Here is a 24,388-nt window from a genome sequence, read left to right on the forward strand (position 1 = left end):
GTGTCTCCATTTATGCTTGATTCATGCGGGTATCTCCCGTCATGTCCGAGCCATCCTCCGAGCCAAGGACCGTGATCGACGTGAAGGTCGGCATCCCCCGCGAAGTCAAGAACAACGAGTTCCGGGTGGCGATCACCCCCGCCGGAGTGCATGAGCTCGTCCGTCACGGCCACCAGGTCCTCGTCGAGCAGCACGCCGGCGAGGGCTCCTCCATCCCGGACGAGGAGTACGTCGCCGCCGGGGCGCAGATCCTTCCCACCGCCGACGAGGTCTGGGCCGCCGCCGACCTGCTGCTCAAGGTCAAGGAGCCGGTCGCCGAGGAGTACCACCGCCTCCGCAAGGGCCAGACCCTCTTCACGTACCTGCACCTCGCCGCCTCCCGCGAGTGCACGGACGCGCTGCTGGAGTCGGGCACGACCGCGATCGCCTACGAGACGGTCGAGACCGTGACCCGCGCGCTGCCGCTGCTCGCTCCGATGTCCGAGGTCGCGGGCCGCCTCGCCCCGCAGGTCGGCGCGTACCACCTGATGCGCTCGGTCGGCGGTCGCGGTGTGCTCCCCGGCGGCGTCCCCGGTACGGGCTCGGCCAGGGCCGTCGTCATCGGCGGCGGCGTGTCCGGCTGGAACGCCACGCAGATCGCCGTCGGTCTCGGCTTCCACGTCACGCTGCTCGACCGTGACATCAACAAGCTCCGCGAGGCCGACAAGATCTTCGGCACCAAGGTGCGGACGGTCGTCTCCAACGCGCTCGAGCTCGAGAAGGCCGTCGTCGAGGCCGACCTCGTCGTGGGTGCCGTGCTCATCCCCGGCGCGAAGGCCCCGAAGCTCGTCACCAACGAGCTGGTCGCCAAAATGAAGCCCGGAAGTGTCCTTGTCGACATTGCGATCGACCAGGGCGGCTGCTTCGAGGACTCGCGTCCGACGACGCACGCCGAGCCGACCTTCATGGTTCACAACTCGGTCTTCTACTGCGTCGCGAACATGCCGGGCGCCGTGCCGAACACCTCCACCTACGCGCTCACGAACGCCACGCTGCCCTACATCCTGGAGCTCGCGAACCGCGGCTGGGTCGACGCGCTGCGGCGTGACGCCGCCCTCGCCCGGGGTCTCAACACCCATGACGGACAGGTGGTTTACCGCGAGGTGGCCGAGGCGCACGGCCTCGACCACGTCGAACTGAGCACGCTTCTCGGCTGAACGGTCAACGCCGTTCGTCAACCTCATGAGTCCGGCCGGACCTTGCCCAGCAAGGTCCGGCCGGACTCATGCCGGGGCCCGTCGGGGGCCCCGCTCAACTCGCCGGAGACGTAACCCTCTACCCGTTTTGCACCCCCGTGAATGATGCGCTCCGCTCCCCGTGCACTCTTGACAGAGGGGTGTTCGATTGCCGACACATCGGGCCGGGTCCGGCGGATTGTGTTGCTGCGAACCGGTGACACGCCATAGAGTCGCCAATCGTCGGCATGGTGCCACGCTGACCTATCGATAAGTTTCCTGGTCACATCCAAGGAGGTAAGACGACTTGTGAATGAGTCGACAATTACTCCCGGGGGTGGTCAACCAGGGATGCCTGCACGGGGTCTGAGCCCGATCGGGCTCGAAGCTGTCGGCTCCGTCGCTGTCCGCACCTTCGCCACCCACCAGCACATGACGACAGCCCCCCAGATGATGGACGGCCTACACGTGAACGCCATGGCCGGCAACGAAAGTGGCCGAGACACAGCCCACTTCGCCGACTTCGCCGAGGTGCCCGAGGGGCACTTCTACGACCCCGATGCCGAGTACGAGCCCGATCCGGAGTACGCGGCCACCCTCGCGCCCGACGCCGCTCGCCAGCGCCGCGAGCGGATCGGCCCGACCGGCCGGCCGCTGCCGTACTTCCCGATTCCCGGTCCGCTGACCGATCACGGCCCCGCGAAGATCATCGCGATGTGCAACCAGAAGGGCGGTGTCGGCAAGACCACGTCGACCATCAACCTCGGTGCCGCGCTCGCGGAGTACGGACGACGTGTCCTGCTCGTCGACTTCGACCCGCAGGGTGCCCTGTCGGTCGGACTCGGGGTCAACCCGATGGAGCTCGACCTCACGGTCTACAACCTGCTCATGGAGCGGGGCATGGCGGCCGACGAGGTCCTCCTGAAGACCGCCGTACCCAACATGGACCTGCTCCCGAGCAACATCGACCTCTCGGCCGCCGAGGTGCAGCTGGTGAGCGAGGTGGCGAGGGAGTCGACGCTGCAGCGTGCGCTCAAGCCGCTGATGGCCGACTACGACTACATCGTGATCGACTGTCAGCCCTCGCTCGGCCTGCTCACCGTGAACGCCCTGACGGCGGCTCACAAGGTGATAGTCCCGCTCGAGTGCGAGTTCTTCGCACTGCGCGGGGTGGCGCTGCTCACCGAGACCATCGAGAAGGTCCAGGAGCGGCTCAACCCGGAGCTGGAGCTCGACGGCATCCTCGCCACGATGTACGACTCCCGTACGGTGCACAGCCGTGAGGTGCTCGCACGCGTGGTCGAAGCCTTCGACGAGCACGTCTACCACACCGTCATCGGGCGCACGGTGCGCTTCCCGGAGACCACGGTCGCCGGCGAGCCCATCACCACGTACGCCTCCAACTCGGTCGGTGCCGCCGCCTATCGCCAGCTCGCCAGGGAGGTGCTCGCCCGGTGTCACGCCGAGTGAGTCTGCCGGGGGCCGACGAGCTGTTCCGCACCACCGGGGGCATGGGCCTTCAGGCCTCGTCCCCGGCCGAACGGCGACGCAAGGCGAACGGCGAGGCACGCGTGCCCGGGCCGGCCGGGGAGAGCGACACCTCGGCAGCCGCGGACACGGCCGGGCAGAGCGGCTCCGCCGGGGGAGGTTCCTCCGCCGCTCCGTCCCGGGAGGAGCACTCCGCGGCGGACTCCGACGGGGGCGGCTCCCGCAGCCGCGCCGACGGGGGCGAACGGGCCGGGTCCGCCGCGGGCAGGCCGGGCGGCAACGCACCGCAGGAGGCTCCTCCGGTCGTCCAGCCGCAGCGCGGTCGCGGCGGCGGTCGCGGCGCGAACCGCCGGCCCAGCGGTCGTGAGCGCCACGACGAGAAGATCACCGTCTACGTGTCCGCCGAGGAACTGATGGACCTCGAGCACGCACGCCTCGTGCTGCGCGGTGAGCACGGACTGGCGGTCGACCGCGGGCGCATCGTCCGCGAGGCGGTCGCGGTGGTGCTCGCCGACCTGGAGTCGCGGGGCGACGCGAGCATCCTCGTACGAAGGCTGCGGGGCCGCTGACCGGTGCGGCGCCGGTAGCCTGCCCGGGAGCGGGCCGCCCCACGGGCGGCCCGGCCCGTGTGCACGGGCCAGCGCCCGTCCGTCACTCCGCCGCACCCCTGGACCGCAATGCCGACTGCCGACGACCCCGCCCGTCCGCCCCGCCGTGCTCTCGGCCGCGGACCGGGTGTCCGGCCCACGGGCCCGCCGGACGTAGGCGTGGGGCCGACGGACCCGCCGGACGTACCTGTGGGGCCGGCAGGCGCGCCGCAGGAGGCCGGAGAGGCCCCGGGAGGCCCGGAGGAGGGTCCCGGCGCGGGTGACCCCCGTGAGGGCGCCACAGACGTGCCGCAGGCCGCCCGGGCGGACACGGAGACCGCTCCGGCTCCGGATCCCGCCTCGGGTCCTGCCTCGGACCCGAGGACGCCCGACAGGGATCCGGCGCCCGAGGCGGCCGACGACAAGCGGTTCACCGTGCGGCTGGTCAATTTCGAAGGCCCCTTCGACCTGCTGCTCCAGCTGATCTCCAAGCACAAGCTCGACGTGACCGAGGTCGCGCTGTCCAAGGTCACCGACGAGTTCATGGGACACATCCGGGCCATGGGCCCGGACTGGGATCTCGACCAGACCACCGAGTTCCTCGTCGTCGCCGCGACCCTGCTCGACCTGAAGGCCGCCCGGCTGCTTCCGACCGCCGAAGTGGAGGACGAGGCGGACCTCGCACTCCTGGAGGCGCGGGACCTGCTCTTCGCACGGCTCCTGCAGTACCGGGCGTACAAGCGGATCGCCGAGATCTTCAGCGAGCGGCTGGAGTCCGAATCCCGCCGCTACCCCCGTACCGTCGGGCTCGAACCCCATCACGCGGCGCTGCTGCCCGAGGTCGTCATCAGCATCGGCCCGGACGGCTTCGCCAGGCTCGCGGTGAAGGCGATGCAGCCGAAGCCCAAGCCGCAGGTGTACGTCGACCACATCCACGCACCCCTGGTCAGCGTCCGTGAACAGGGCGAGATCGTGGTGGCGCGGCTGCGCGCGGAGGGCGAGCTCAGTTTCCGGACGCTCACCGAGGACGCCCCGGACACCCTCACCGTGGTCGCCCGGTTCCTGGCGCTCCTGGAGCTCTACCGGGAGAAGGCGGTCGTCCTGGACCAGGAGGAGGCGCTCGGTGATCTCATCGTGCGCTGGGCGGGCGTGGAAGGGGCCGAAGCCTTGGTGACGGACGAGTTCGACCAAGAGGCGCGAGAGATACTGGAGGGCGAACGGGAATGAGCGCAGAAGATGACGGGCGCGACGGTACGGTCGCCGGTCTCGACCTCAAGCCCGCTCTGGAGGCGGTCCTGATGGTCGTCGACGAGCCCGCCACCGAGGAACACCTCGCCAAGGTGCTCCAGCGGCCCCGCCGGGCCGTCGCGGACGCCCTGCGGGAGCTGGCGGACGAGTACACCGTCCAGCGCCGCGGCTTCGACCTGCGGCTCGTCGCCGGGGGCTGGCGCTTCTACACCCGCCCGGAGTACGCGGAGGCGGTCGAGGGCTTCGTCCTGGACGGACAGCACGCCCGGCTCACCCAGGCAGCCCTGGAGACGCTCGCGGTGGTCGCCTACCGCCAGCCGGTGAGCCGGTCGAGGGTCTCGGCGGTGCGCGGGGTCAACTGCGACGGGGTCATGCGGACCCTCCTCCAGAGGGGTCTGGTCGAGGAGGCGGGCGCGGAACCCGAAACAGGTGCGATCCTGTACAGGACGACGAACTACTTTCTGGAGCGCATGGGCCTGCGAGGCCTGGACGAGCTCCCGGAGCTCGCGCCCTTCCTCCCGGAGGCGGACGCGATCGAGGCTGAGACGCTAGAGGGTGTGCCGTCGTTCGATCCGGACGCACCGGACACCCCGGAAACTCACGCAGACGACAAGACGGAATTTTGATGCGAAGCAGTGGCAGCAGCAACGGAAGCGGCAGCGGCAAGAGCGGCGGCAACCGGAACCCCCGGGGCGGCTCGGGCGGCTCCTTCCGGCCCAAGGCCGGGGGACCGAAGGCCGACGGCGGACGTGACGGCGGACGTGACGGCGGGCGCGAGGGCGCGCGCGACGACAAGCAGGAGCAGCGCCCCCGCCGGCCCCGCCCCGAGGAGCGCCGCTACGACGTGGGCTCCGACAAGCCGGGCGGCGACGGCGGCGCCCGCAAGGGCCGCGGCGCGGCGGCCCGCGGCGGGGCCAAGGGCGGCCCCAAGTCCGCACAGAACGTGACCAAGGGTGGACGCCGCGTGGGCGCTCCGTCCCGCCCCCGCGAGCTCGACGCCAAGATCGAGCAGCGCAACCGTGACAGGTACGCGGACAAGCCCGACGTCAAGACGCCCAAGACGCACCCGGGCGCCGAGCAGGAGGGCGAGCGGCTGCAGAAGATCCTCGCCCGCGCCGGCATGGGCTCGCGCCGGGCGTGCGAAGAGCTCATCGAGCAGGCCAGGGTCGAGGTCAACGGCGAGATCGTCCTCGAGCAGGGCAAGCGTGTCGACCCGCAGAAGGACGAGATCAAGGTCGACGGCCTGACCGTCGCGACCCAGTCGCACCTGTTCTTCGCGCTGAACAAGCCTGCCGGTGTCGTCTCCACGATGGGTGACCCCGACGGCCGTCAGAACCTCGGCGACTACGTCAACAACCGCGAGACGCGGCTGTTCCACGTCGGCCGGCTCGACACCGAGACCGAGGGCATCATCCTGCTCACCAACCACGGTGAGCTGGCCCACCGTCTGACGCACCCCGGGTACGGGGTGAAGAAGATCTACCTGGCCGCCATCCAGGGTCCGCTCCCGCGCGACCTCGGCAAGCGGCTCAAGGACGGCATCCAGCTGGAGGACGGGTACGCCCGCGCCGACCACTTCCGGGTCGTCGAGAACACCGGCAAGAACTACCTGGTCGAGGTGACCCTCCACGAGGGCCGCAAGCACATCGTCCGCCGGATGCTGGCGGAGGCCGGCTTCCCGGTCGAGCGGCTCGTGCGTACGTCCTTCGGTCCGATCCCGCTCGGCGACCAGAAGTCCGGCTGGCTGCGCCGCCTGACCAACACCGAGGTCGGCATGCTGATGCGCGAGGTCGGTCTGTAACCCGCGCCCCCGCACCGAACGGCCCGCGGCCGGTTCCTGGTTCGTTTTCGAACAGGAACCGGCCGCGGGCCCTTTTGCTGCCGCCGATTCTTCTTTATAGTCAGAGTGACCATAAAGAAGAGAGAAGGAACGGCGTGACGCTCGCGGAGATACTCGACCCCCTGCAACAGCCCCTGGTGACGGTCCTGGACACCCCGGTCAGCTGGACCGAGGTGCTCGGCTTCGGCAGCGGGGCGCTGTGCGTGTGGCTCGTGGCCCGCCAGCACCTCGCCAACTGGCCGATCGGCATCGCCAACAACCTGTTCTTCATCCTGCTGTTCGCCCAGTCCGGTCTGTACGCCGACGCCGGCCTGCAGATCGTCTTCATCACCCTCGCCGCGTACGGCTGGTGGACCTGGACCCACGGGGGTGGACCAGGTGCGACCGTCCTGCCGGTGCGCAGAACCACGCGCACCGAATGGACCTGGCTGCTCGCGGCGGGGGTGGCGGGGACCCTCGGGCTCACCCTCCTGCTGTCCCGGGCCACGGACTCCACGGTGCCGTTCTGGGACGCCCTGACGACCTCGCTGTCCCTCATGGCGACGTACGGGCAGTGCCGCAAGCGGGTCGAGTCCTGGTGGCTGTGGATCGCCGCCGACGTGGTCTACATCCCGCTGTACGCGTACAAGGAGCTCTACCTGACCTCCCTGCTGTACGCCGGCTTCCTCACGCTCTGCCTCATCGGGCTGCGCAACTGGAGCCGCGACCTCGCTGCGGCCCCGGGCCGGGAGCGGGTGCCCGCATGAAGAGCTACGGGCACGGCCTGGTCCTCGGCAAGTTCTACCCGCCGCACGCCGGCCACCACCACCTCGTCCGCACCGCCCAGGACCGGTGCGAGCGGCTCACCGTCCTGGTCTGCGCCGCCTCCGTCGAGTCGGTGCCCCTGGCCGACCGGGTCGCCTGGATGCGCGAAGTGCACCCGGACGTACGGGTGGTGGGCGCCGTCGACGACACCCCCATGGACCTGAACGACCCCGCGATCTGGGACGCGCACATGGCCGTGTTCACCGGGGCCGTACCCGAACAGGTCGACGCCGTCTTCACCTCGGAGTCGTACGGCGACGAACTCGCCCGCCGCTTCGGCGCCCGGTCCGTCCTCGTCGACCCCGGCCGCACCGCCTTCCCCGTCTCCGGCACCGCGGTCCGCGCGGACCCGGCCGGCAACTGGGAGTTCCTCGAGCCGCCCGTACGGGCCGCGCTCACCCGCCGCATCGTCGTCCTCGGCGCCGAGTCCACCGGCACCACGACCCTGGCCCGGGCACTGACCGAGCACTACCGGTGGCGCGGCGGCACCTGGGCGCACACCCAGTACGTCGCCGAGTACGGAAGGGAGTTCAGCGAACGGAAGCTGGCGGACCTGCGCAGCCGGTGGCCCGGAGCGCAGTGGGAGGACGTCGCCTTCACCACCGACGACTTCCCCTTCATCGCCGAGACCCAGAACGACCGCGAGGAGGCTGCCGCCCGGATCGGCTCCCCGGTGCTCTTCTGCGACACGGACTCCTTCGCCACCACCGTCTGGCACGAGAGGTACATCGGCGGACGCAACCCGCTCGTGGAGAAGACCGCCGACCGGATCACCCACCACCTCTGGCTGCTCACCGATCACGAGGGCGTCGCCTTCGAGGACGACGGACTGCGCGACGGCGAGGAGCTGCGGCCCTGGATGACGGACCGCTTCCGTGCCGAACTCACCCGTACAGGAAGGAATTTCATCGAGGTCACGGGCCCGCACCGGACACGGCTGGACACAGCGGTCGCCGCGGTCGACGAACTCCTCGCCTCCGGCCCGTACCTCACCGACCCCCTCCCGGAGAAGCGATGAGCACCGTCCCCGAGGGATACGACCCCCATGCCTTCGCGCCCTTCGCCGTCACCGTCGACCTCGCCGTCTTCACCGTCCGGGAAAGCAGGCTCCACGTGCTGCTCGTGGAACGGGGCGAGGACCCCTACAAGGGCCACTGGGCACTGCCGGGCGGGTTCGTCCTGCCCCGCGAATCGGCCGAGGAGGCGGCACGCCGGGAACTCGCGGAGGAGACGGGCCTCACCCAGAACACCGTGAGCGCCTTCCACCTGGAACAGCTGCGCACCTACAGCGACCCGGACCGCGACCCCAGGATGCGGGTCGTCTCCGTCGCGTACGCCGCTCTCGTGCCCGACCTGCCCGAACCGCGCGGCGGCGGGGACGCGGCGCGCGCGCAGTGGTGGGACACCGGCGGAACCGGGCCGCTCGCCTTCGACCACGACGGCATCCTGGCCGACGCGCGCGACCGGATCGGCGCCAAGCTCGAGTACTCCTGTCTGGCGACGGCCTTCTGCCCCGCCGAGTTCACGCTCGGGGACCTCCAGCAGGTCTACGAGACCGTCTGGGGCGTCGAGCTCGACCGGCCCAATTTCCGGCGCAAGGTCCTGACCACGCCCGGCTTCGTCGAGGCCGTCGACGGACCGCCGCGCCGCACCGGCGGACGGGGGAAACCGGCCGCCCTGTACCGGGCGGGTGCCGCCACCGCCCTGCACCCTCCACTCCTGCGCCCGGAAGGACGGACATCATGATCCCGACAAGGACTCTCACCAAACAGGCGGCCTCGGGCGCGCTGACCGGGCTCGCGCTCGGTGACGCGCTGGGCTTCCCCACCGAGTTCAACAACGTGCCGTCCATCCTCGCCAAGTGCGGGCCGTGGCGGCAGATGCGGCTCCCGAAACCGGCGATCGTCAGCGACGACACCCAGATGACACTCGCCCTGGGACGCGGCATACGCACCGCCATGGACCGCGGACTGCTCACCCCGCTGCGGCTGGTGCGCCCCGTCCGCGAGGAGTTCGTCGCCTGGTTCCACTCGCCGGACAACAACCGCGCCCCCGGACGCACCTGCATGACGGCCTGCCGTCTCCTCGACAGCGAGCGGCCCTGGCAGGAGGCCAGCCAGACAGGCTCCAAGGGCTGCGGCGCCAACATGCGGGTCGCACCCGTCGGGCTCGTACCCGGCCTCAGCGAGGAACAGCGCTCCGGTGCGGCCCAGCTCCAGGCCGCCCTCACCCATGGCCACCCCACCGCCCTGGCCGCATCCGACCTGATGGCCCGCGCGGTGTTCCTGCTGGCGCAGGGGGCCGAACCCATGGGTCTGGTGGGGCAGTTGCGCAGCTACGCGTTCGAGAGCAGGGGCCGCTACCTGGAGCGCTGGCTCGGCGACCTCTGGCGGTACGCGGGCGACGCCTCGCCCCAGGAGTACATCGGCCGAGGCTGGGACGAGTGCCTGAGCGCCCTGGCCACGGTCCAGGACGCCCTTCGTCACCCTTCCCCGGAGACCGACCCCTGCGAGGCGACCGGCGACGGCTGGATCGCCGAGGAGGCCCTCGCCACGGCCCTGCACTGCTTCCTGCTCTTCCCGGAGGAACCGGCCACCGCACTGCGCAGGGCCGCCTGCACCCGGGGCGACTCCGACTCGCTGGGCTGCCTGACGGGAGCGCTGGCCGGGGCGCATCTGGGGGCGGCGGCCTGGCCCAAGGAATGGTCGGAACGCATCGAGTACCGGAGCGACCTGCTGTCGCTCGGTGCGCTCTGGGACTCTTGATCCATGCACCTCGACACGACGTCCCTCGAGCGGGCCGGGCTGCCGGTCACCGACTTCACCCCGGTCCTCGCCGAGGAGCCCGGCCCGCTCCTGTTCGCCACGGTCTCCGGCGCGCATCTGTACGGCTTCCCCTCCCGCGACTCGGACGTGGACCTGCGGGGGGTCCACGTCCTTCCCGCGGAGGACCTCGTGGGGCTGCGCGACCCGGAGGAGACGCGCTCGCGCATGTGGGACCGCGACGGCGTCGAGATGGACCTCGTCACCCACGATCTCCGCAAGTTCGTCCGCCTCATGCTGAAGCCCAACGGCTACGTACTGGAGCAGCTGCTGTCCCCGCTGGTCGTGCACACCACCGCACTCCACACCGAACTGACCGCACTGGCGCCGAGCGTGCTGACCCGCAACCACGCCCACCACTACCGCGGGTTCGCCGGCACCCAGTGGCGGCTCTTCGAGAAGACCGGTGAACTGAAACCGCTGCTCTACACGTTCCGGGCCCTGCTCACCGGCATCCACCTCATGCGCAGCGGTGAACTGGTGGCGCACCTGCCGACGCTGCTGGGGGAGGTCGCGGCACCCGCCTACCTGCCCTCCCTGATCGAAGCCAAGGCGGAGGCCGAGCACGGCGGCGCCCGTACCGTGGACGGTGCGGTGGCGGCGCGGGACGTCGAGGCACTGCACACGGTCCTGGACGAGGCCCAGGGCCGGTCCCGGCTGGCCGACGCCGGGTCGGGGTTCGACGCGCTGCACGACCTGGTGGTCCGCGCGCGGCTCGGCTAGCCGGCAGCCGCCGAAGCCCTCCGTGCCCGGACCAGGAACGCCTCCACGCGCTCCAGGTCCGGCTCCGGGGGCAGGGGCGAACGAGCGGCAGCCTCGTCGCCCTCCTCGGCCAGGCGTGCCATCCGGCGCTCCACCTCGGACCACGGGACCTCGCCCCGCTTCACCGCGAGGAGCTCCTCCCGCGCGTCGCCGACCTCGATCGTCAGCCGGCCCGTCCGCAACAGGTCCCGGCTGCTCGCCAGCAGCCGCAGCAGGTGCATGGCGTGCTTCCAGCGCGGGGCGCCGTACTGCCTGACGTCCGCCTCCAGCTTCCTACGCTGGCCCAGCGCGTAGCGGACGAACGTCTCGTGGGCCCGGCGGGACAGGAACGCCTCGCGCAGGCCGAGCAGTTCCCGGCCCGTGTCGTCGATCCGCTCCACGAGAGGTGAGTGCAGGCACTCCAGCACATTGGGATTGGCCCGGAGTGCCAGCTCGCAGAAGCGCTCCAGCTCCCAGGAGAACTGCTCCCGATCGGGTCCGTCGGCATGCGTCGGCGGTTTGGTGAAGCGCCAGAACAGGGGGGTCGGCGCGAGGAAGATCCCGCGCCGGTCCGTGTCGCTGTCGTCCGTGGCCAGCCCGAAGGCGCGGGAGCCCATCACACACGAGTAGACCGTGTGGTCGCGTACGAGGGCCTCGGCCTCAGGGGTGATCATGCGCGCGAGGCTACCGGCCTACCCGAGACGGATGCTGTCGCCCTCGACGGTGATCTGCTCGGCGGGCAGCGGGCGCGTGGCCGGGCCGGCCTCGACGGCGGCGTCCGTGATGCTGAATTTGCTTCCGTGGCAGGCGCAGTTGATCGTGCCGTCGCTCACCGACGCGACGATGCAGCCCGCGTGGGTGCAGACGGCGGAGAAGGCCTTGAACTCGCCCGCCTTCGGCTGGGTCACCACGACCTTGCGGTCCTTGAAGATCGTGCCACCGCCGACCGGGACGTCGGAGGTCCGGGTCAGCTCCCCGGTGCCGGTGGGGGTCCCCGAGGCCTCCGGGCTCTTCCCGGTCTCCGAGGCGGAGGCCGGCGCCGTGCTCCCGTCGCTGTCCCCGTCACCGGACGAGCCGCAGCCGGTCGCCAGTGCGGCGGCGCCCGCCGTCAGGACCGTCCTTCGCCGTGCGTTCATGGCTCTCCTCGCGTGTTGGTCGATGAGAGGCATCGTGGCGCCGCGGGCCGGGCGGACGAAGCAACCGCGCGGAGGGTGCGCCCGGGCGGGTGGCCGTGGAGGGACTTCCTGTACGGTTGTCCAGGAAATCTCTTCGCAGGAGGCCGAACGCCATGCAGACCGCCGCCCAGGTGCTCGTCGCGCTCGTCGCGCTGATCCACGCCTACTTCCTCGTCCTGGAGATGTTCCTCTGGGACACCCCGCGCGGCCGGAAGGCCTTCGGCACGACCGAGGAGTTCTCCGGCCGGAGCGCCGCGCTCGCCGCCAACCAGGGGCTCTACAACGGATTCATGGCCGCCGGACTGGTGTGGAGCCTGATCGCGGGCGATCCCGTCGCGTACCAGGCCCAGATCTTCTTCCTGAGCTGCCTGATCGTCGCCGGGGTGTACGGGGCGGTCACCGTCAGCCGCAAGATCCTGTACGTCCAGGCGGCGCCCGCCGCCCTCGCCCTCGCCCTCGTCCTGTCGGCGGGCTGAGCACCATGGCGCCGGCGGTGACGGACGGCAGCGGCGACCCGCGGACCGCACGCACCCGCGGCAGGCTCCGTGAGGCGCTGCTGGAGGCCTGCGCCGACCGGCCGCTGGACCGGGTCAGCGTCGCGGACGTGGTGCGCGGGGCGGGCGTCGGGCGCGCCACCTTCTATCTGCACTACGACGATCTGCGCGCCCTGGCCCTGGACGCGTGCGCCGGGGCCGTACGGGAGGCGGTCGACGCCCTCCATGCCTGGGACCGGACACCCCCCGGACCCGACGCGCCCCCGGAGGAGCTGGTCGCCCTGCTCGGGGACGTGCGCGACCGGGCCCCGGTCTACCGGAGCCTGCTCGGCCCCGGCGGACCCCTCGGGGACCTGCTGCACCAGCAGCTGCGGCAGCGCAGCCTCGACGAGCTGCGGCGGCGCAGGCCCGGCGGCAGCGGCCACGACCTCACCGCGAGCGCGGTGGCCGGGCTGTTCACCGGAATGCTCGCCGACTGGGTCCACGACCGGACCGACGCCACACCGGAGCGGCTCGCCGGACGGATCTGGCGCAACCTCCTCGCCGTGCATGCCGCGGCGGCGTCTCACGGACAGAGCACGGCGACCGCGGGTCCCGCCGCACCTCTAGGCTGAAAGAGCACGCAGATCGAGGAAGCAAGGGGTTACGACGTGGCGGTACGAGCGATCCGAGGCGCCGTCCAGCTGGAGCGGGACGAAGCCGGACACATGGACGAGCAGGTGGGTGCGCTGCTCACCGCGATCCTGGAGCGCAACCAGATCGTCGCCGACGACCTGATCAGCGTCTGGTTCACCGCCACCCCCGATCTGCACAGCGACTTCCCGGCCGCCGCCGCACGCGGCCTCGGCATCGTCGACGTACCGCTGATCTGCGCCCAGGAGCTCGACATCACCGGGGCCATGCCCCGGGTGGTCCGCATACTCGCGCACGTCGAGACGTATCTCGCCAAAGCAGAGATCAGCCACGTCTACCTCGGCGCCACCGGCGCCCTCCGCAAGGACATCGCCCAGTGAGAACAGCCGTCGTCATCGGAACCGGCCTGGTCGGCACCTCCGCAGCCCTCGCTCTCGCGGGTCGGGGTGTCCACGTCCACCTCGTCGACCGGGACACCACGTCGGCCGGGACGGCGGCGGCTCTCGGGGCCGGTACGGAAGAGGCGCCCGAGGGCCCCGTCGACCTGGCGATCATCGCCGTACCGCCCGCGCACACCGCGTCCGTACTGGCCACCGCCATGCGTGACGGTGTCGCCCGCGGCTACCTGGACGTCGCCAGCGTCAAGGGCGGCCCGCGCCGCGAGCTGGAGGCGCGCGGCATAGATCTCACCCCGTACATCGGTACGCACCCCATGGCCGGCAAGGAGCGCTCAGGCCCCCTCGCGGCCACCGCCGACCTCTTCGAGGGCCGCCCCTGGGTCCTCACCCCGACCAGGGACACCGACACCGAGGTCCTCAACCTCGCCCTGGAACTGGTCGCGCTCTGCCGCGCTGTTCCTGTCGTCATGGACGCCGACGCGCACGACCGCGCCGTCGCCCTGGTCTCCCACACCCCGCAGCTGATCTCCTCGATGGTCGCCGCCCGCCTGGAGGAGGCCGACGAGACCGCCGTACGCCTGTGCGGCCAGGGAATCCGGGACGTCACCCGGATCGCCGCCTCCGACCCCCGGATGTGGGTGGAGATCCTCTCCGCCAACCCCGGCCCGGTCGCCGACGTCCTGGCCGGCGTCGCCACCGACCTGGACGAGACGGTACGGGCGCTGCGCGGCCTCCAGTCCGCCGACGAGGACAAGCGCCGCGCGGGCACCGAAGGCATCGAGGACGTCCTGCGCCGCGGCAACGCCGGCCGGGTGAGGGTGCCGGGCAAGCACGGCGCAGCCCCGGCCTCGTACGAGATCGTTGCCGTGCTCATCAGCGACCGGCCCGGTGAACTGGCCGCGATCTTCGCCGACGCCGGGCGGGCCGGGGTCAACGTCGAGGACGTACGCATCGAGCACGCCACCGGGCAGCAGGCCGGTCTGGTCCAGCTCATGGTCGAGCCGAGCGCGGCGCCCGCACTGAGCGCGGCGCTCAGCGAGCGGGGCTGGTCGATCCGCCCGTAGCGGGACGGCGGGACAGGGGTGCGCAAGGGCCCTTCCCGCACTCGGTAACCTTGGGGGAGGCCGTCCCGTGGCCCCGCTCCGCCCACCCCGTGTACCAGGAAGGTGTCCACCACCGTGGAAACCGTAAGCGCCGCCGCCCGGACCGCACCGGCCGCAGTGATCGTCGCCATCGACGGACCCTCCGGCACCGGCAAGTCGAGCACCTCCAAGGCCGTCGCCACCCAGCTCGGCCTGAGCTACCTGGACACCGGCGCCCAGTACCGGGCGATCACGTGGTGGATGCTGAACAACGGCATCGACGTGCAGAACCCGTCCGAGATCGCCACCGCCGCCGCCAAGCCGGTCATCGTCTCCGGAACGGACCCGGCCGCCCCGACGATCACCGTCGACGGCGAGGACGCCTCCGGCCCGATCCGCACCCAGGAGGTCACCTCCAAGGTCAGCGCCGTCAGCGCCGTCCCGGAGGTGCGCACCCTGATCACCGAGCTGCAGCGCTCCATCGCCGCGGAGGCCGAGCGCGGCATCGTCGTCGAGGGCCGGGACATCGGTACGACCGTCCTGCCCGACGCCGACATCAAGATCTTCCTGACCGCCTCCCCGGAGGCGCGCGCCGCCCGTCGCAGCGGTGAGGTCAAGGGTTCCGATCTCGCCACCACCAAGGAGGCGCTGATCAAGCGGGACGCAGCCGACTCCGGCCGCAAGACCTCGCCGCTGGCCAAGGCCGCCGACGCGGTCGAGGTGGACACCACCGAGCTGACCCTTCAGCAGGTCATCGAGTGCGTCGTCACCCTCGTCGGGGAGAAGCAGGCCGTGAAGTGACCGAAGCCACTGCCGCACCCGCACTGCGCGGAGCGGCCGTCGGACGGGGCATCGGCATCGGGCTCATGTACGGGCTGTTCAAGCCACGAGTCCTCGGTGCGTGGCGGGTACCCGCCGCCGGACCCGTCATACTCGCGGTGAACCATGCGCACAACATCGACGGACCGATGCTGATGGGCACCGCGCCCCGGCCCGTCCACTTCCTGATCAAGAAAGAGGCGTTCGTCGGCCCCCTCGACCCGTTCCTGCGCGGAATCGGTCAGCTGAAGGTGGACCGTACGACCGTCGACCGCACCGCCATCACCCAGGCACTCGGTGTGCTGGACAACGGCGGGGTCCTCGGGATCTTCCCCGAGGGCACCAGGGGTGAGGGAGACTTCGCCTCCCTGCGGGCAGGACTCGCGTACTTCGCCGTACGCGGCGGGGCACCGATCGTCCCCGTGGCGGTCCTGGGAAGCACCGAGAGCCGCGGACGGCTGATACCGGCACTGCCCCCGCTGCGCAGCCGGGTCGACGTCGTCTTCGGCGACGCCTTCCAGGCCGGCGACGGCAGCGGACGGCGCACCCGGAAGGCGCTGGACGAGGCGACGCTCCGTATCCAGGGAGAGCTGACCGCTCACCTGGCGAACGCCAGGCGCCTCACCGGGCGCCAGGCCCGGCCGTCAGCGGTTTGACGGCAGGGCCTGCGAGACTTGAGTAGTGGGCCGCGCGATCGTGGCCCATCGATGATGATGCAAAGAGGGAACGGACTTCATGAACGACCAGATTCACTCCGACGGCTCGGACCACGAGCACGGAGCACTTGGCGATGCCGAGTACGCGGAGTTCATGGAGCTCGCCGCGCAGGAGGGGTTCGACCCCGAAGAGGTCGAGGGCGCGATCGGTGAGGCCGGTCACGGCCCGCTTCCCGTCCTCGCCGTCGTCGGCCGTCCCAATGTCGGCAAGTCGACCCTGGTGAACCGCATCCTCGGCCGCCGCGAGGCCGTCGTGCAGGACAAGCCGGGCGTCACCCGCGACCGGGTGAACTACGAGGCCGAATGGGCCGGCCGCCGCTTCAGGCTCGTCGACACCGGCGGCTGGGAGCAGGACGTGCTGGGCCTCGACGCCTCCGTCGCCGCCCAGGCCGAGTACGCGATCTCGACGGCCGACGCGGTCGTCTTCGTCGTCGACGCGACGGTCGGCGCGACCGACACCGACGAGGCCGTCGTCAGGCTGCTGCGCAAGGCGAAGAAGCCCGTCGTCCTGTGCGCGAACAAGGTCGACGGACAGAGCGGCGAGGCGGACGCGACCGCGCTCTGGTCGCTCGGTCTCGGGCAGCCCCACCCGGTCTCCTCGCTGCACGGCCGCGGTACCGGCGACATGCTCGACGCCGTGCTGGAGGCGCTGCCCGAGGCGCCGGCCCAGACGTTCGGCACCGCCCTCGGCGGCCCGCGCCGCATCGCGCTCATCGGCCGCCCGAACGTCGGCAAGTCCTCGCTCCTGAACAAGGTCGCCAACGAGGACCGGGTCGTCGTCAACGAGCTCGCCGGCACCACCCGTGACCCGGTCGACGAACTGATCGAGCTCGGCGGCATCACCTGGAAGTTCATCGACACGGCCGGCATCCGTCGCAAGGTCCACCTCCAGGAGGGCGCTGACTACTACGCCTCCCTGCGCACCGCGGCCGCCGTGGAGAAGGCCGAGGTCGCCGTCATCCTGATCGACTCGAGCGAGTCCATCAGCGTCCAGGACCAGCGGATCGTCACGATGGCCGTCGAGGCGGGCCGCGCGATCGTGCTCGCCTTCAACAAGTGGGACACCCTCGACGAGGAGCGTCGGTACTACCTCGAGCGCGAGATCGAGACGGAGCTCGCGCAGGTCGCCTGGGCTCCCCGCGTCAACGTCTCGGCCGTCACCGGCCGCCACATGGAGCGGCTGGTCCCGGCGATCGAGACCGCGATCGAGGGCTGGGAGACCCGTATCCCGACCGGTCGGCTGAACGCCTTCCTCGGTGAGATCGTCGCCTCCCACCCGCACCCGGTCCGCGGCGGCAAGCAGCCCCGCATCCTCTTCGGGACGCAGGCCGGCGTGAAGCCGCCGCGGTTCGTGCTCTTCGCCTCCGGCTTCCTGGAGCACGGCTACCGCCGCTTCGTCGAGCGCCGCCTGCGCGAGGAGTTCGGCTTCGAGGGGACTCCGCTCCACATCTCGGTCCGCGTGCGCGAGAAGCGCGGCCGCAAGAAGTAACGGCACGACGAAGCCCCGGACCGCTCGCACGGAGCGAGTGGTCCGGGGCTTCGTCGTGCCGTCAGGCGTCCGAGGACCCGGGCGGCAGCGCCGCGGGCCGGGCGTGCCCGGCATGCCGTCCGACCCGCTGCCAGGACCCGAGGTTCCCGGTGTGGGTGCTCTGGCTGCCCTGCCCGTTCGCCGTGCGGCCGCCCAGCGGCGCACGGCTGCCGAACATCCCGGTGCCGAACGTTCTGAAGCCGAGATTCTCCTCACCGCTCCGGTCCCCAGGCAGCGCCCGGAACGACCGCCGGTACTCGGAGTACAGCGCGTCGTAGATCGGGGTGGGGGACTTGCCGCCCGAGGGGTCCTGCGACGGGCGCATGGCCGGGATCGGGGTCTGCTGCTGGCGCGGAGGGTCGTATGAGTGCACGTAGGTGCCAACGACCTCACCGCCCGTCGGATGCGGGCCGGGCGGAGAAAACGCTGTTCGGCGGGTGTGGGAAGGCAGCACGGACACGGTCAGGTCCCGGCCAGCGGCATCGACGCGGCGACCAGGAGCCCGTTGACGGCGGCCTTGTCCAGCGCGTCGCGGAGCAGGTCCTCGCGCGGCTGCTGGCCGATCGAGCCCGCCGGGGCGGCGAAGACGAGCACGGTCTGCGACTTGTTCGCCGCCGCCCGCCAGCCCTCGGTGACCTGGAGCGGCTGATGGGCCTGCCACCAGGCGACCGGGTTGCCGCCCCCGGCGCCGGGCTGCAGCACCGCGTGCAGCTGCCCCATGGCGAGGAGGACCGACCAGCCGGGGAGCACGGCCGGCAGACGGTTCAGGTCGGGCGTGTGCAGGAAACCCTGTTCCTGCAGCAGCTGGAGGAACTGGTCGCCCTCGAGGCCGTCCGTGCCCGGCCGGGCGATCGGGCCGGTCGGTTCGACGACCAGGGCCGGGCGGAGGTCCTCCTCGATGAGGACGAGACCGCTGGTGATGCCGAGGACGGCCTGCTGGGGCATGAGGCTCTCCGCGTTCTGTGGCTCGCTGCCGGTGATGGATCGCACGGCGCCCTGCAGCTGGTCCTCGGCGACCTGGACGACCTGCGACGGGATGCAGGTCGCGTGGGCGAACGCGAGTACGGCGGTCTCCTCACCGATGAACAGCACCGTGCTGGTGCGCTCCTGGTCGGAGTCGCCGGGAGTGCGGCAGGAGGTGCAGTCGTAACTGCCTGGGGCGTTGTCGCCGACGAGCAGCCGGTCGGCTTCGGCGTCGCCGATCTCGGCGCGTACGTCCTCGCTGACGTCGAGCATGCGCGGCACGGGTGGCTCCTCGAACTCGGTGCGTGGGCCGGGCGGTTCCCGGCTCATGAAGAGACAACGGGCGATCCGGGGCCGGGGTCACGCGCGAATCGTGAGGAGAAAAGCGGGAGAGTCGGCAGGCCGATACATCGACAGATCGGGAAACTGATACGGAGTCGGATATTCCGCGGATCAATCCCCTGTGCACGGGCGTTCGTTCGAATTGTCACGACTCTGCACGACTCCTGTGCGAGCCCTGTGACCGTTCCTGATGCCACGTAATGTCCGCTGCAGACCAGTCGATCAGGGGAAACGACTACGTAATGCACCTTTCATTTCTGCTCCACAACGCGTACGGCATCGGGGGAACGATCCGTACCACCTTCACGCTCGCGCAGACCTTGGCCGAGCAGCACGACGTCGACATCGTGTCGGTCTTCCGGCACCGGGACGAACCCGCGCTGGGTGCGCCCGGCGGCGTACGGATGAGCCACCTCGTCGATCTGCGCAAGGCGAGTCCGTACTACGAGGGGGGCGACGGCGCACATGCCAGGCCCGCGGCGGTGTTCCCGCGCGGCGACACCAGGCACCGGCAGTACAGCAGGCTCACCGACACCAGGATCGCGGCGCATCTGGGCGCGCTCGAAGCGGATGTCGTCATCGGCACGCGCCCCGGCCTCAACGTCCACATCAGCGCACAGGCGCGGCGCGGGCCCGTGCGCATCGGCCAGGAGCACCTCACCCTCGACAGCCACAGCTACCGGCTGCGGCGGGAGATAAGCCACCGGTACGGACTGCTCGACGCGGTCACCACCGTCACCCGGGCGGACGCCCGCGACTACCGGAACAGGCTGCGTCTGCCCGGCGTACGGATCGAGTCCATCCCGAACAGCGTGCCGGAGCCCGCAGGCCCGCCCGCGGGCTCCGACGCCAAGTGGGTGATCGCGGCGGGCCGGCTGCACCGGGTCAAGCGGTACGACTTACTGGTGCGTGCCTTCGCCGAGGTGGCGGCTGCCCGCCCCGGCTGGCGGCTGCGGATCTACGGCGGTGGCGACGCGACCGGCAACGAGCAGAAGACACTGCGCGGACTCATCGACGCACTCGGGCTCCAGGACCGGGTGCGCCTCATGGGCTCGGTCCATCCGATGGAGGCGGAGTGGCCCAAGGGCTCCATCGCCGCCGTCACCTCGGAGCGCGAGTCGTTCGGCATGACCATCGTCGAGGCGATGCGCTGCGGTCTGCCGGTGGTCGCCACCGACTGCCCGCACGGTCCGGCCGAGATCATCGACGACGGCACGGACGGGCGGCTCGTGCCGGTGGGGGACACCGACGCGTTCGCGCGGGCCCTGCTCGCCCTGATCGACGACGACGAGCTGAGGCGGCGGATGGGGCGTGCCGCGCGGGCCTCCTCCGCGCGGTTCGACCCGGCACTGATCGCGGAACAGCACGAGAAGCTCTTCACCGAGCTGGCGGCGCAAGGCCCGCGGGGCCGTTCCCGGAGCGTGCTGCGCACCGTGCTCCACCGCTCCAGGGGCACGGTCCTGGACGGGGCGTATGCGCTGCGTTACAAGGCGGCCGACGCGGTGCGCAAGGGGCGTGCCGGGTGAGCTCTGGCCATGACATCCCGGATCGTTTCATTCCGGATAGTGCGGACGGACGGGGGCGGGCGAGGGGCGCGGAGGGGATCGCGGCGGCGGATTCATAAGACCCGTATAAGGCCGCGCACATTCAGGGGGTGGCGAAACTTTTCACGCCAGTCTCCGTGAGTCGGGGGGAATGCGGAGCTCGTGCCGCATCTCTCCCGCAATTCCCTTCGTGGGCACCGGATAGTCATTCTCCGGACGGGCCGCATTCTTACTGTGTGCACTCGGGTGGCTCGTTCGGGTGAAGCGGTTCGAAGTAAACGGGTGTGGGGATCCTGTGACACAAGCGTGACCGGTGAGGTACGTGGGGATGCATTGCCGCTTGTTTCCGCCCCGGCTTCCGTCACGGTGCGGTGCCGCCTACGGTGAGAGGTATGGCACCTATACCGACCCCTCCCGCCCAGCCGGACGACACCCCCCAGTCGTACGTCGGCCTCGACGCCGAAGCCGCCGAACGGCAGGCCAGAGCGCGTGGCTGGAGCACGGTGAGGGCTCTTGCGCCGGGCACCTTCATCACCATGGAGTTCGTCGGCGGGCGGATCAACTTCGAGGTCGACGCCTCCACCGTGACCCGCTGCTGGGTGGGCTGAACCCCTCCGTACGAGTGAAGGCCCCGACCGGAGTCGGGGCCTTCACTCATGCAGGGAAGCGGCTGTGCGTACCGTCCGCGCAGCTCAGGGGGCGACCGATCCGCCCGTCACCGGGTGGGCCGGAGTCGTGCCGCCCCGCGGGGTGCGGTCCGCGTGCGGCGGCCGCCGCGAGCCGGCCGGGGTGATCGGCGTCCGTTCCGAGCGGACCCCGTGCGGGGGGTGCGCCCTCGCCCGGGTGCCCGTGCCGGTGTGGCCGCCGACCGTCGGTGCGTCCGGTGCGTCCGGTACGGAGTCACAGCCCTCGGCACGCTGAGCGCGCTCGGCGCCGAGCGCGCTCAGCGACTGGGGCAGGAGCACCGGCGCGGGGCCGTCCGCGGCCACCGGGGCGGCGGCCCGCGCCCTGCGCCGCGCGCGCCACTGCTCGCGCACGGACAGGACCCAGACCTCCGTACGGGTGATCAGCGGCTCGAACCAGGGCAGGGCCAGCAGGATCAGCAGACCGGCGGCCCAGCCCAGCAGGACGTCGCTGAGCCAGTGCGTGCCGATGTAGACGGTGGTCAGCCCCACGCCCAGCGAGACGAACGCGGACAGGGCCGACAGATAGCGCCTGGCGCGCGGCGTGGTGGCCAGGTAGGCAAGGATTCCCCAGGTCACCACGGCGTTGGCGGTGTGTCCCGAAGGAAATATATCGCCGCCGGCGAAGAGCTCCGCGGAGCCGATCTGGGTGGCGTAGTGCGGGCCGAGCCGCCCCAGGCCGAGCTTGACCGCCCCGACCGTCACGTTGAGCAGCAGCAGCGAGGCGCCCAGCGTGAGCAGGGGGCGCAGCGTGTGCTGACGCCAGGAGCGCCAGCCGAGCCAGGAGGCGACCATCACGGCCGTGGGGCCACGCTGGCCGAGCACGACGTAGTAGTCGAGGAAGGCATGGAGTCCGGGCCACTGCTGGTAAGGCCGGAACAGCATGACCTTCCAGTCGAGGGCCACCAGCCAGGACGAGACCAGCACGGCAACGACGATGGCGAGATAGAACGCCAAAGTCCCGCCGAAGAGAGCGATGCGGTGACGACTCATCCGCGGGATCTCTATCTTCGGCGGTTCCGGCTCCCGGTCCAGCCGGGCAAAGATGTCGGTACGCACGCAAAGGACGTTACAGCGAGTGAGTGTGCGATCCGGCCGATCCCGGCTCTTTGTGATGACGATGTGATGTGGACTTTGTCTCAGACCGGCATCTATTACGGGTGCCACGGAGAATCCGATCAGCCTTGCGGCCTATTCACCCCGGTGGCAATTCGTAGGAATGTTTGATCATCGCTGTAATGGTGCCGCGCATCTTTCGTATGTATTCACCCGGCCATTCGGAGGAGGCGCGACGCGGCTCCCGGGGCGCCGCCCGGGGAGCCCTCCGGGCCGCCCCCACGCCGGTGCGGGGGGCCTCGGGCGCGGCCCCGCCGCAGGGGGTGGAAGTGGCGTACGACACACTCGGGGCCGGGCGAAGGTATGAGCTGGACCACGTGTGACCACGTGGAACTCGCGTACGCTGACGGCTCACTCGCCCGTCGATGCCGGACCTGAGGGACGCCGAAAGCAGGGGCCCCGGTAGGTCTGCCGAGCGCGAGGGACTCATTGGGAGGTACGTACATGAGCGGGACGTCCACGGCTGTGACCCGGCTGCGCGCAGCGGCCGGCGGTGCCAACCGCTGGGTCGTCCTGGTCGTCCTCTGCCTCAGTCTGCTGCTGGTCGCACTCGACGCGACCGTGCTGCACGTCGCCGTCCCCGCCGTCACCGAGGATCTGCGGCCCAGTGCCGTCGGTCTGCTGTGGATCGTGGACGCCTATCCGCTGGTCTGCGCCTCGCTGCTGATTCTCTTCGGCACGCTCGGTGACCGGATCGGCAGACGGCGTGTCCTGCTGTTCGGCTACGCGCTCTTCGGGATCGCCTCCGCTCTGGCGGCGGCAGCCGATACTCCCGCCGTACTGATAGCGGCGCGTGCCCTGCTCGGTGTCGGCGGCGCGATGATCATGCCCGCGACGCTGTCGATACTCCGCCAGGTCTTCCCCGACCGGCGCGAGCGCGCCCTGGCCATCGGGATATGGACCGCGGTCGCCGCCGTGGGAGCCGCCGCCGGACCGGTCATCGGCGGATTCCTCGTCGAGCACTACTGGTGGGGTTCGGTCTTCCTCATCAACATCCCGCTCATGGCCATGATCCTTCCGCTCGGCCGCTTCCTGCTGCCCGAGTCCCGCGGCACCGGAGAGGGCCCCTGGGACGTGGTCGGTGCCCTGATGGCCGCGGCAGGCGTGCTCGGAGTCGTCCTCGGGGTCAAGCGGATGGGCGGAGGCGGGCTGGACCTCGCCGGAGTCGCCCCGCTGCTCGCGGGAGCCGCGCTCCTGGTGTTCTTCGTGCGCAGGCAGAAACGCCGTACGCATCCGCTGATCGACATCGCGATGTTCTCCCGGCCCGCCTTCACCACCGCCGTCGGCTGCATCGTCCTCGCGATGCTGGCCCTGGTCGGACTGGAGCTGATCGCCGTCCAGTACCTCCAGCTGGTGCTGGACCTCAGCCCACTGGAGACCGGGCTGCGGCTCCTTCCGCTGACCTTCGCCGCGATGGCGGCCGGCGCCACCGGTTCGTACACCCTGAGCCGGATCGGCCCCCGCCGCATGGTCGGCTGGGGCTTCGTCCTCACGGCGGCCTCGGTGCTCCTGCTGACCCTGATGGGGCAGCACGACCGGCCGGCACTGCTCACCGCGGGCTTCGTGCTGCTGGGCTTCGGGCTGCAGTCCACGCTCTTCGGGGCGTACGAATCGATGCTCAGCGAGGCGCCCGCCGAACGCGCCGGCGGCGCGGCGGCGATCGGCGAGACCTCGTACCAGCTGGGCGCCGGACTGGGCATCGCCCTGCTGGGCAGTGTCATGAACGCGGCCTACACGCCCGGTCTGGCACGGCTCCACGAGGAGGGCGTGCCCGCAGCGGCCGGCTCGGCCGCCTCGAACTCGCTCGGTGAGGCCTACCAGGTGGCGGGCCAGCTGGGCGGCCCGATGGGTGATCTGCTGCGGAACACGGCCCGGCACGCATTCGTCCAGGGTCTGCATGTCACCCTGCTGGTCAGCGCCGGACTGCTGCTGCTCGGGGCACTGGCGGCGCTGCGGCTGCCGAAGGTCATGGACTGTGCTCCGGCCAGGGAGGCCTGCCGACCGCGCGTGGCCGAACAGGCGGCCTCGGGGCAACGCTCCGAGCCGCGTGCGCTGCCGGTGCAGAAGCGGCCGGGCCGCCGGCTCGCACTGCCCGCGCGGCGCGAACCCGCCGAGGCCACGGGCTCTGGACGGGCGCCGCGCTGAGCCGTA

General features: G+C 71.0%; 26 protein-coding genes. 21 read left to right on the plus strand and 5 right to left on the minus strand.

Annotated features, from left to right (window positions below):
* Positions 1-80: 80 nt before the first annotated feature.
* The 11 genes from ald (at position 81) to ACFW9O_RS00155 (ending at position 10,726) form a co-directional block, all read left to right on the plus strand.
* Positions 81-1,196 (plus strand): alanine dehydrogenase, encoded by a 1,116-nt coding sequence (gene ald / locus ACFW9O_RS00105; RefSeq protein WP_384605182.1) that lies wholly within the window; start codon positions 81-83, stop codon positions 1,194-1,196.
* A gap of 369 nt (positions 1,197-1,565) precedes the next feature.
* Positions 1,566-2,684: a ParA family protein gene (locus tag ACFW9O_RS00110; RefSeq protein WP_329212580.1), complete on the plus strand. Its 1,119-nt coding sequence runs from the start codon at positions 1,566-1,568 to the stop codon at positions 2,682-2,684.
* A complete protein-coding gene (locus ACFW9O_RS00115) occupies positions 2,681-3,271 on the plus strand; it encodes a hypothetical protein (RefSeq protein ID WP_384605185.1) in 591 nt (196 codons plus the stop codon). Before ACFW9O_RS00110 ends, ACFW9O_RS00115 begins: the two co-directional genes overlap by 4 nt.
* Before the next feature lie 108 nt (positions 3,272-3,379).
* Positions 3,380-4,516 (plus strand): segregation/condensation protein A, encoded by a 1,137-nt coding sequence (locus tag ACFW9O_RS00120; protein ID WP_384603325.1) that lies wholly within the window; start codon positions 3,380-3,382, stop codon positions 4,514-4,516.
* Positions 4,513-5,163 carry an SMC-Scp complex subunit ScpB gene (scpB, locus tag ACFW9O_RS00125; RefSeq protein ID WP_384603328.1) on the plus strand — a complete coding sequence of 217 codons (651 nt, stop codon included), beginning with the start codon at positions 4,513-4,515 and terminating at the stop codon, positions 5,161-5,163. The genes ACFW9O_RS00120 and scpB overlap by 4 nt, the downstream gene beginning before the upstream one ends.
* Positions 5,163-6,338: a pseudouridine synthase gene (locus tag ACFW9O_RS00130; RefSeq protein WP_351179148.1), complete on the plus strand. Its 1,176-nt coding sequence runs from the start codon at positions 5,163-5,165 to the stop codon at positions 6,336-6,338. The genes scpB and ACFW9O_RS00130 overlap by 1 nt, the downstream gene beginning before the upstream one ends.
* A 134-nt stretch (positions 6,339-6,472) precedes the next feature.
* Entirely contained in the window at positions 6,473-7,123 is a 651-nt protein-coding gene (gene pnuC, locus ACFW9O_RS00135) for a nicotinamide riboside transporter PnuC (RefSeq protein WP_384603331.1), read from the plus strand.
* Positions 7,120-8,199, plus strand: a complete 1,080-nt coding sequence (locus tag ACFW9O_RS00140; protein WP_384603333.1) for an AAA family ATPase — start codon at positions 7,120-7,122, stop codon at positions 8,197-8,199. The genes pnuC and ACFW9O_RS00140 overlap by 4 nt, the downstream gene beginning before the upstream one ends.
* On the plus strand, positions 8,196-8,927 hold the full coding sequence (locus ACFW9O_RS00145) for an NUDIX domain-containing protein (protein ID WP_351179157.1): 732 nt from the start codon (positions 8,196-8,198) through the stop codon (positions 8,925-8,927). The genes ACFW9O_RS00140 and ACFW9O_RS00145 overlap by 4 nt, the downstream gene beginning before the upstream one ends.
* A complete protein-coding gene (locus ACFW9O_RS00150) occupies positions 8,924-9,946 on the plus strand; it encodes an ADP-ribosylglycohydrolase family protein (protein ID WP_384603335.1) in 1,023 nt (340 codons plus the stop codon). Before ACFW9O_RS00145 ends, ACFW9O_RS00150 begins: the two co-directional genes overlap by 4 nt.
* 3 nt (positions 9,947-9,949) lie before the next feature.
* Positions 9,950-10,726, plus strand: coding sequence for a DNA polymerase beta superfamily protein (locus ACFW9O_RS00155; protein WP_384603337.1), 777 nt, complete (start codon positions 9,950-9,952; stop codon positions 10,724-10,726).
* Here ACFW9O_RS00155 and ACFW9O_RS00160 read toward each other — a convergent pair.
* Together ACFW9O_RS00160 and ACFW9O_RS00165 are read right to left on the minus strand one after the other, a co-directional pair.
* Positions 10,723-11,418: a DNA polymerase beta superfamily protein gene (locus tag ACFW9O_RS00160; protein ID WP_384603340.1), complete on the minus strand. Its 696-nt coding sequence runs from the start codon at positions 11,416-11,418 to the stop codon at positions 10,723-10,725. The two genes, ACFW9O_RS00155 and ACFW9O_RS00160, sit on opposite strands and share 4 nt — an antisense overlap.
* Before the next feature lie 18 nt (positions 11,419-11,436).
* Positions 11,437-11,880 (minus strand): Rieske (2Fe-2S) protein, encoded by a 444-nt coding sequence (locus ACFW9O_RS00165; protein ID WP_384603343.1) that lies wholly within the window; start codon positions 11,878-11,880, stop codon positions 11,437-11,439.
* A 152-nt stretch (positions 11,881-12,032) separates the two neighbouring features.
* Here ACFW9O_RS00165 and ACFW9O_RS00170 point away from each other — a divergent pair, with 152 nt between their 5' ends.
* The 7 genes from ACFW9O_RS00170 (at position 12,033) to der (ending at position 17,550) form a co-directional block, all read left to right on the plus strand.
* Positions 12,033-12,395: a DUF1304 domain-containing protein gene (locus ACFW9O_RS00170; protein WP_351179172.1), complete on the plus strand. Its 363-nt coding sequence runs from the start codon at positions 12,033-12,035 to the stop codon at positions 12,393-12,395.
* A gap of 17 nt (positions 12,396-12,412) precedes the next feature.
* The gene (locus tag ACFW9O_RS00175) at positions 12,413-13,027 is read left to right on the plus strand and encodes a TetR/AcrR family transcriptional regulator (RefSeq protein WP_384603346.1); all 615 of its coding nucleotides are present in this window, start codon (positions 12,413-12,415) and stop codon (positions 13,025-13,027) included.
* 36 nt (positions 13,028-13,063) lie between these two features.
* On the plus strand, positions 13,064-13,426 hold the full coding sequence (gene aroH, locus ACFW9O_RS00180) for a chorismate mutase (protein ID WP_351179178.1): 363 nt from the start codon (positions 13,064-13,066) through the stop codon (positions 13,424-13,426).
* Entirely contained in the window at positions 13,423-14,508 is a 1,086-nt protein-coding gene (locus tag ACFW9O_RS00185) for a prephenate dehydrogenase (protein ID WP_351179181.1), read from the plus strand. Before aroH ends, ACFW9O_RS00185 begins: the two co-directional genes overlap by 4 nt.
* 102 nt (positions 14,509-14,610) lie before the next feature.
* The gene (cmk, locus tag ACFW9O_RS00190; protein WP_384603349.1) at positions 14,611-15,327 is read left to right on the plus strand and encodes a (d)CMP kinase; all 717 of its coding nucleotides are present in this window, start codon (positions 14,611-14,613) and stop codon (positions 15,325-15,327) included.
* Entirely contained in the window at positions 15,324-16,001 is a 678-nt protein-coding gene (locus tag ACFW9O_RS00195) for a lysophospholipid acyltransferase family protein (protein ID WP_384603352.1), read from the plus strand. Before cmk ends, ACFW9O_RS00195 begins: the two co-directional genes overlap by 4 nt.
* Before the next feature lie 79 nt (positions 16,002-16,080).
* Positions 16,081-17,550, plus strand: a complete 1,470-nt coding sequence (gene der / locus ACFW9O_RS00200; RefSeq protein ID WP_384603355.1) for a ribosome biogenesis GTPase Der — start codon at positions 16,081-16,083, stop codon at positions 17,548-17,550.
* Between the two features lie 61 nt (positions 17,551-17,611).
* Here der and ACFW9O_RS00205 read toward each other — a convergent pair whose 3' ends face one another.
* Both ACFW9O_RS00205 and ACFW9O_RS00210 read right to left on the minus strand, forming a co-directional pair.
* Positions 17,612-17,914: a hypothetical protein gene (locus tag ACFW9O_RS00205; RefSeq protein ID WP_356416275.1), complete on the minus strand. Its 303-nt coding sequence runs from the start codon at positions 17,912-17,914 to the stop codon at positions 17,612-17,614.
* 137 nt (positions 17,915-18,051) lie between these two features.
* Positions 18,052-18,834 (minus strand): hypothetical protein, encoded by a 783-nt coding sequence (locus ACFW9O_RS00210; RefSeq protein WP_384603358.1) that lies wholly within the window; start codon positions 18,832-18,834, stop codon positions 18,052-18,054.
* 302 nt (positions 18,835-19,136) lie between these two features.
* Between ACFW9O_RS00210 and ACFW9O_RS00215 the strand changes: the two genes are divergently transcribed.
* A complete protein-coding gene (locus ACFW9O_RS00215) occupies positions 19,137-20,420 on the plus strand; it encodes a glycosyltransferase (RefSeq protein WP_384603361.1) in 1,284 nt (427 codons plus the stop codon).
* 410 nt (positions 20,421-20,830) lie between these two features.
* Positions 20,831-21,046 carry an I78 family peptidase inhibitor gene (locus tag ACFW9O_RS00220; protein WP_351171237.1) on the plus strand — a complete coding sequence of 72 codons (216 nt, stop codon included), beginning with the start codon at positions 20,831-20,833 and terminating at the stop codon, positions 21,044-21,046.
* Between the two features lie 84 nt (positions 21,047-21,130).
* Here the strand turns inward: ACFW9O_RS00220 and ACFW9O_RS00225 are convergent, their stop codons facing one another.
* The gene (locus tag ACFW9O_RS00225; protein WP_384603363.1) at positions 21,131-22,180 is read right to left on the minus strand and encodes a phosphatase PAP2 family protein; all 1,050 of its coding nucleotides are present in this window, start codon (positions 22,178-22,180) and stop codon (positions 21,131-21,133) included.
* A 501-nt stretch (positions 22,181-22,681) separates the two neighbouring features.
* Here ACFW9O_RS00225 and ACFW9O_RS00230 point away from each other — a divergent pair.
* A complete protein-coding gene (locus ACFW9O_RS00230) occupies positions 22,682-24,382 on the plus strand; it encodes an MFS transporter (RefSeq protein ID WP_351171243.1) in 1,701 nt (566 codons plus the stop codon).
* Positions 24,383-24,388 lie beyond the last annotated feature (6 nt).

This window comes from Streptomyces sp. NPDC059499, from assembly GCF_042749285.1.
GTDB lineage: Bacteria > Actinomycetota > Actinomycetes > Streptomycetales > Streptomycetaceae > Streptomyces.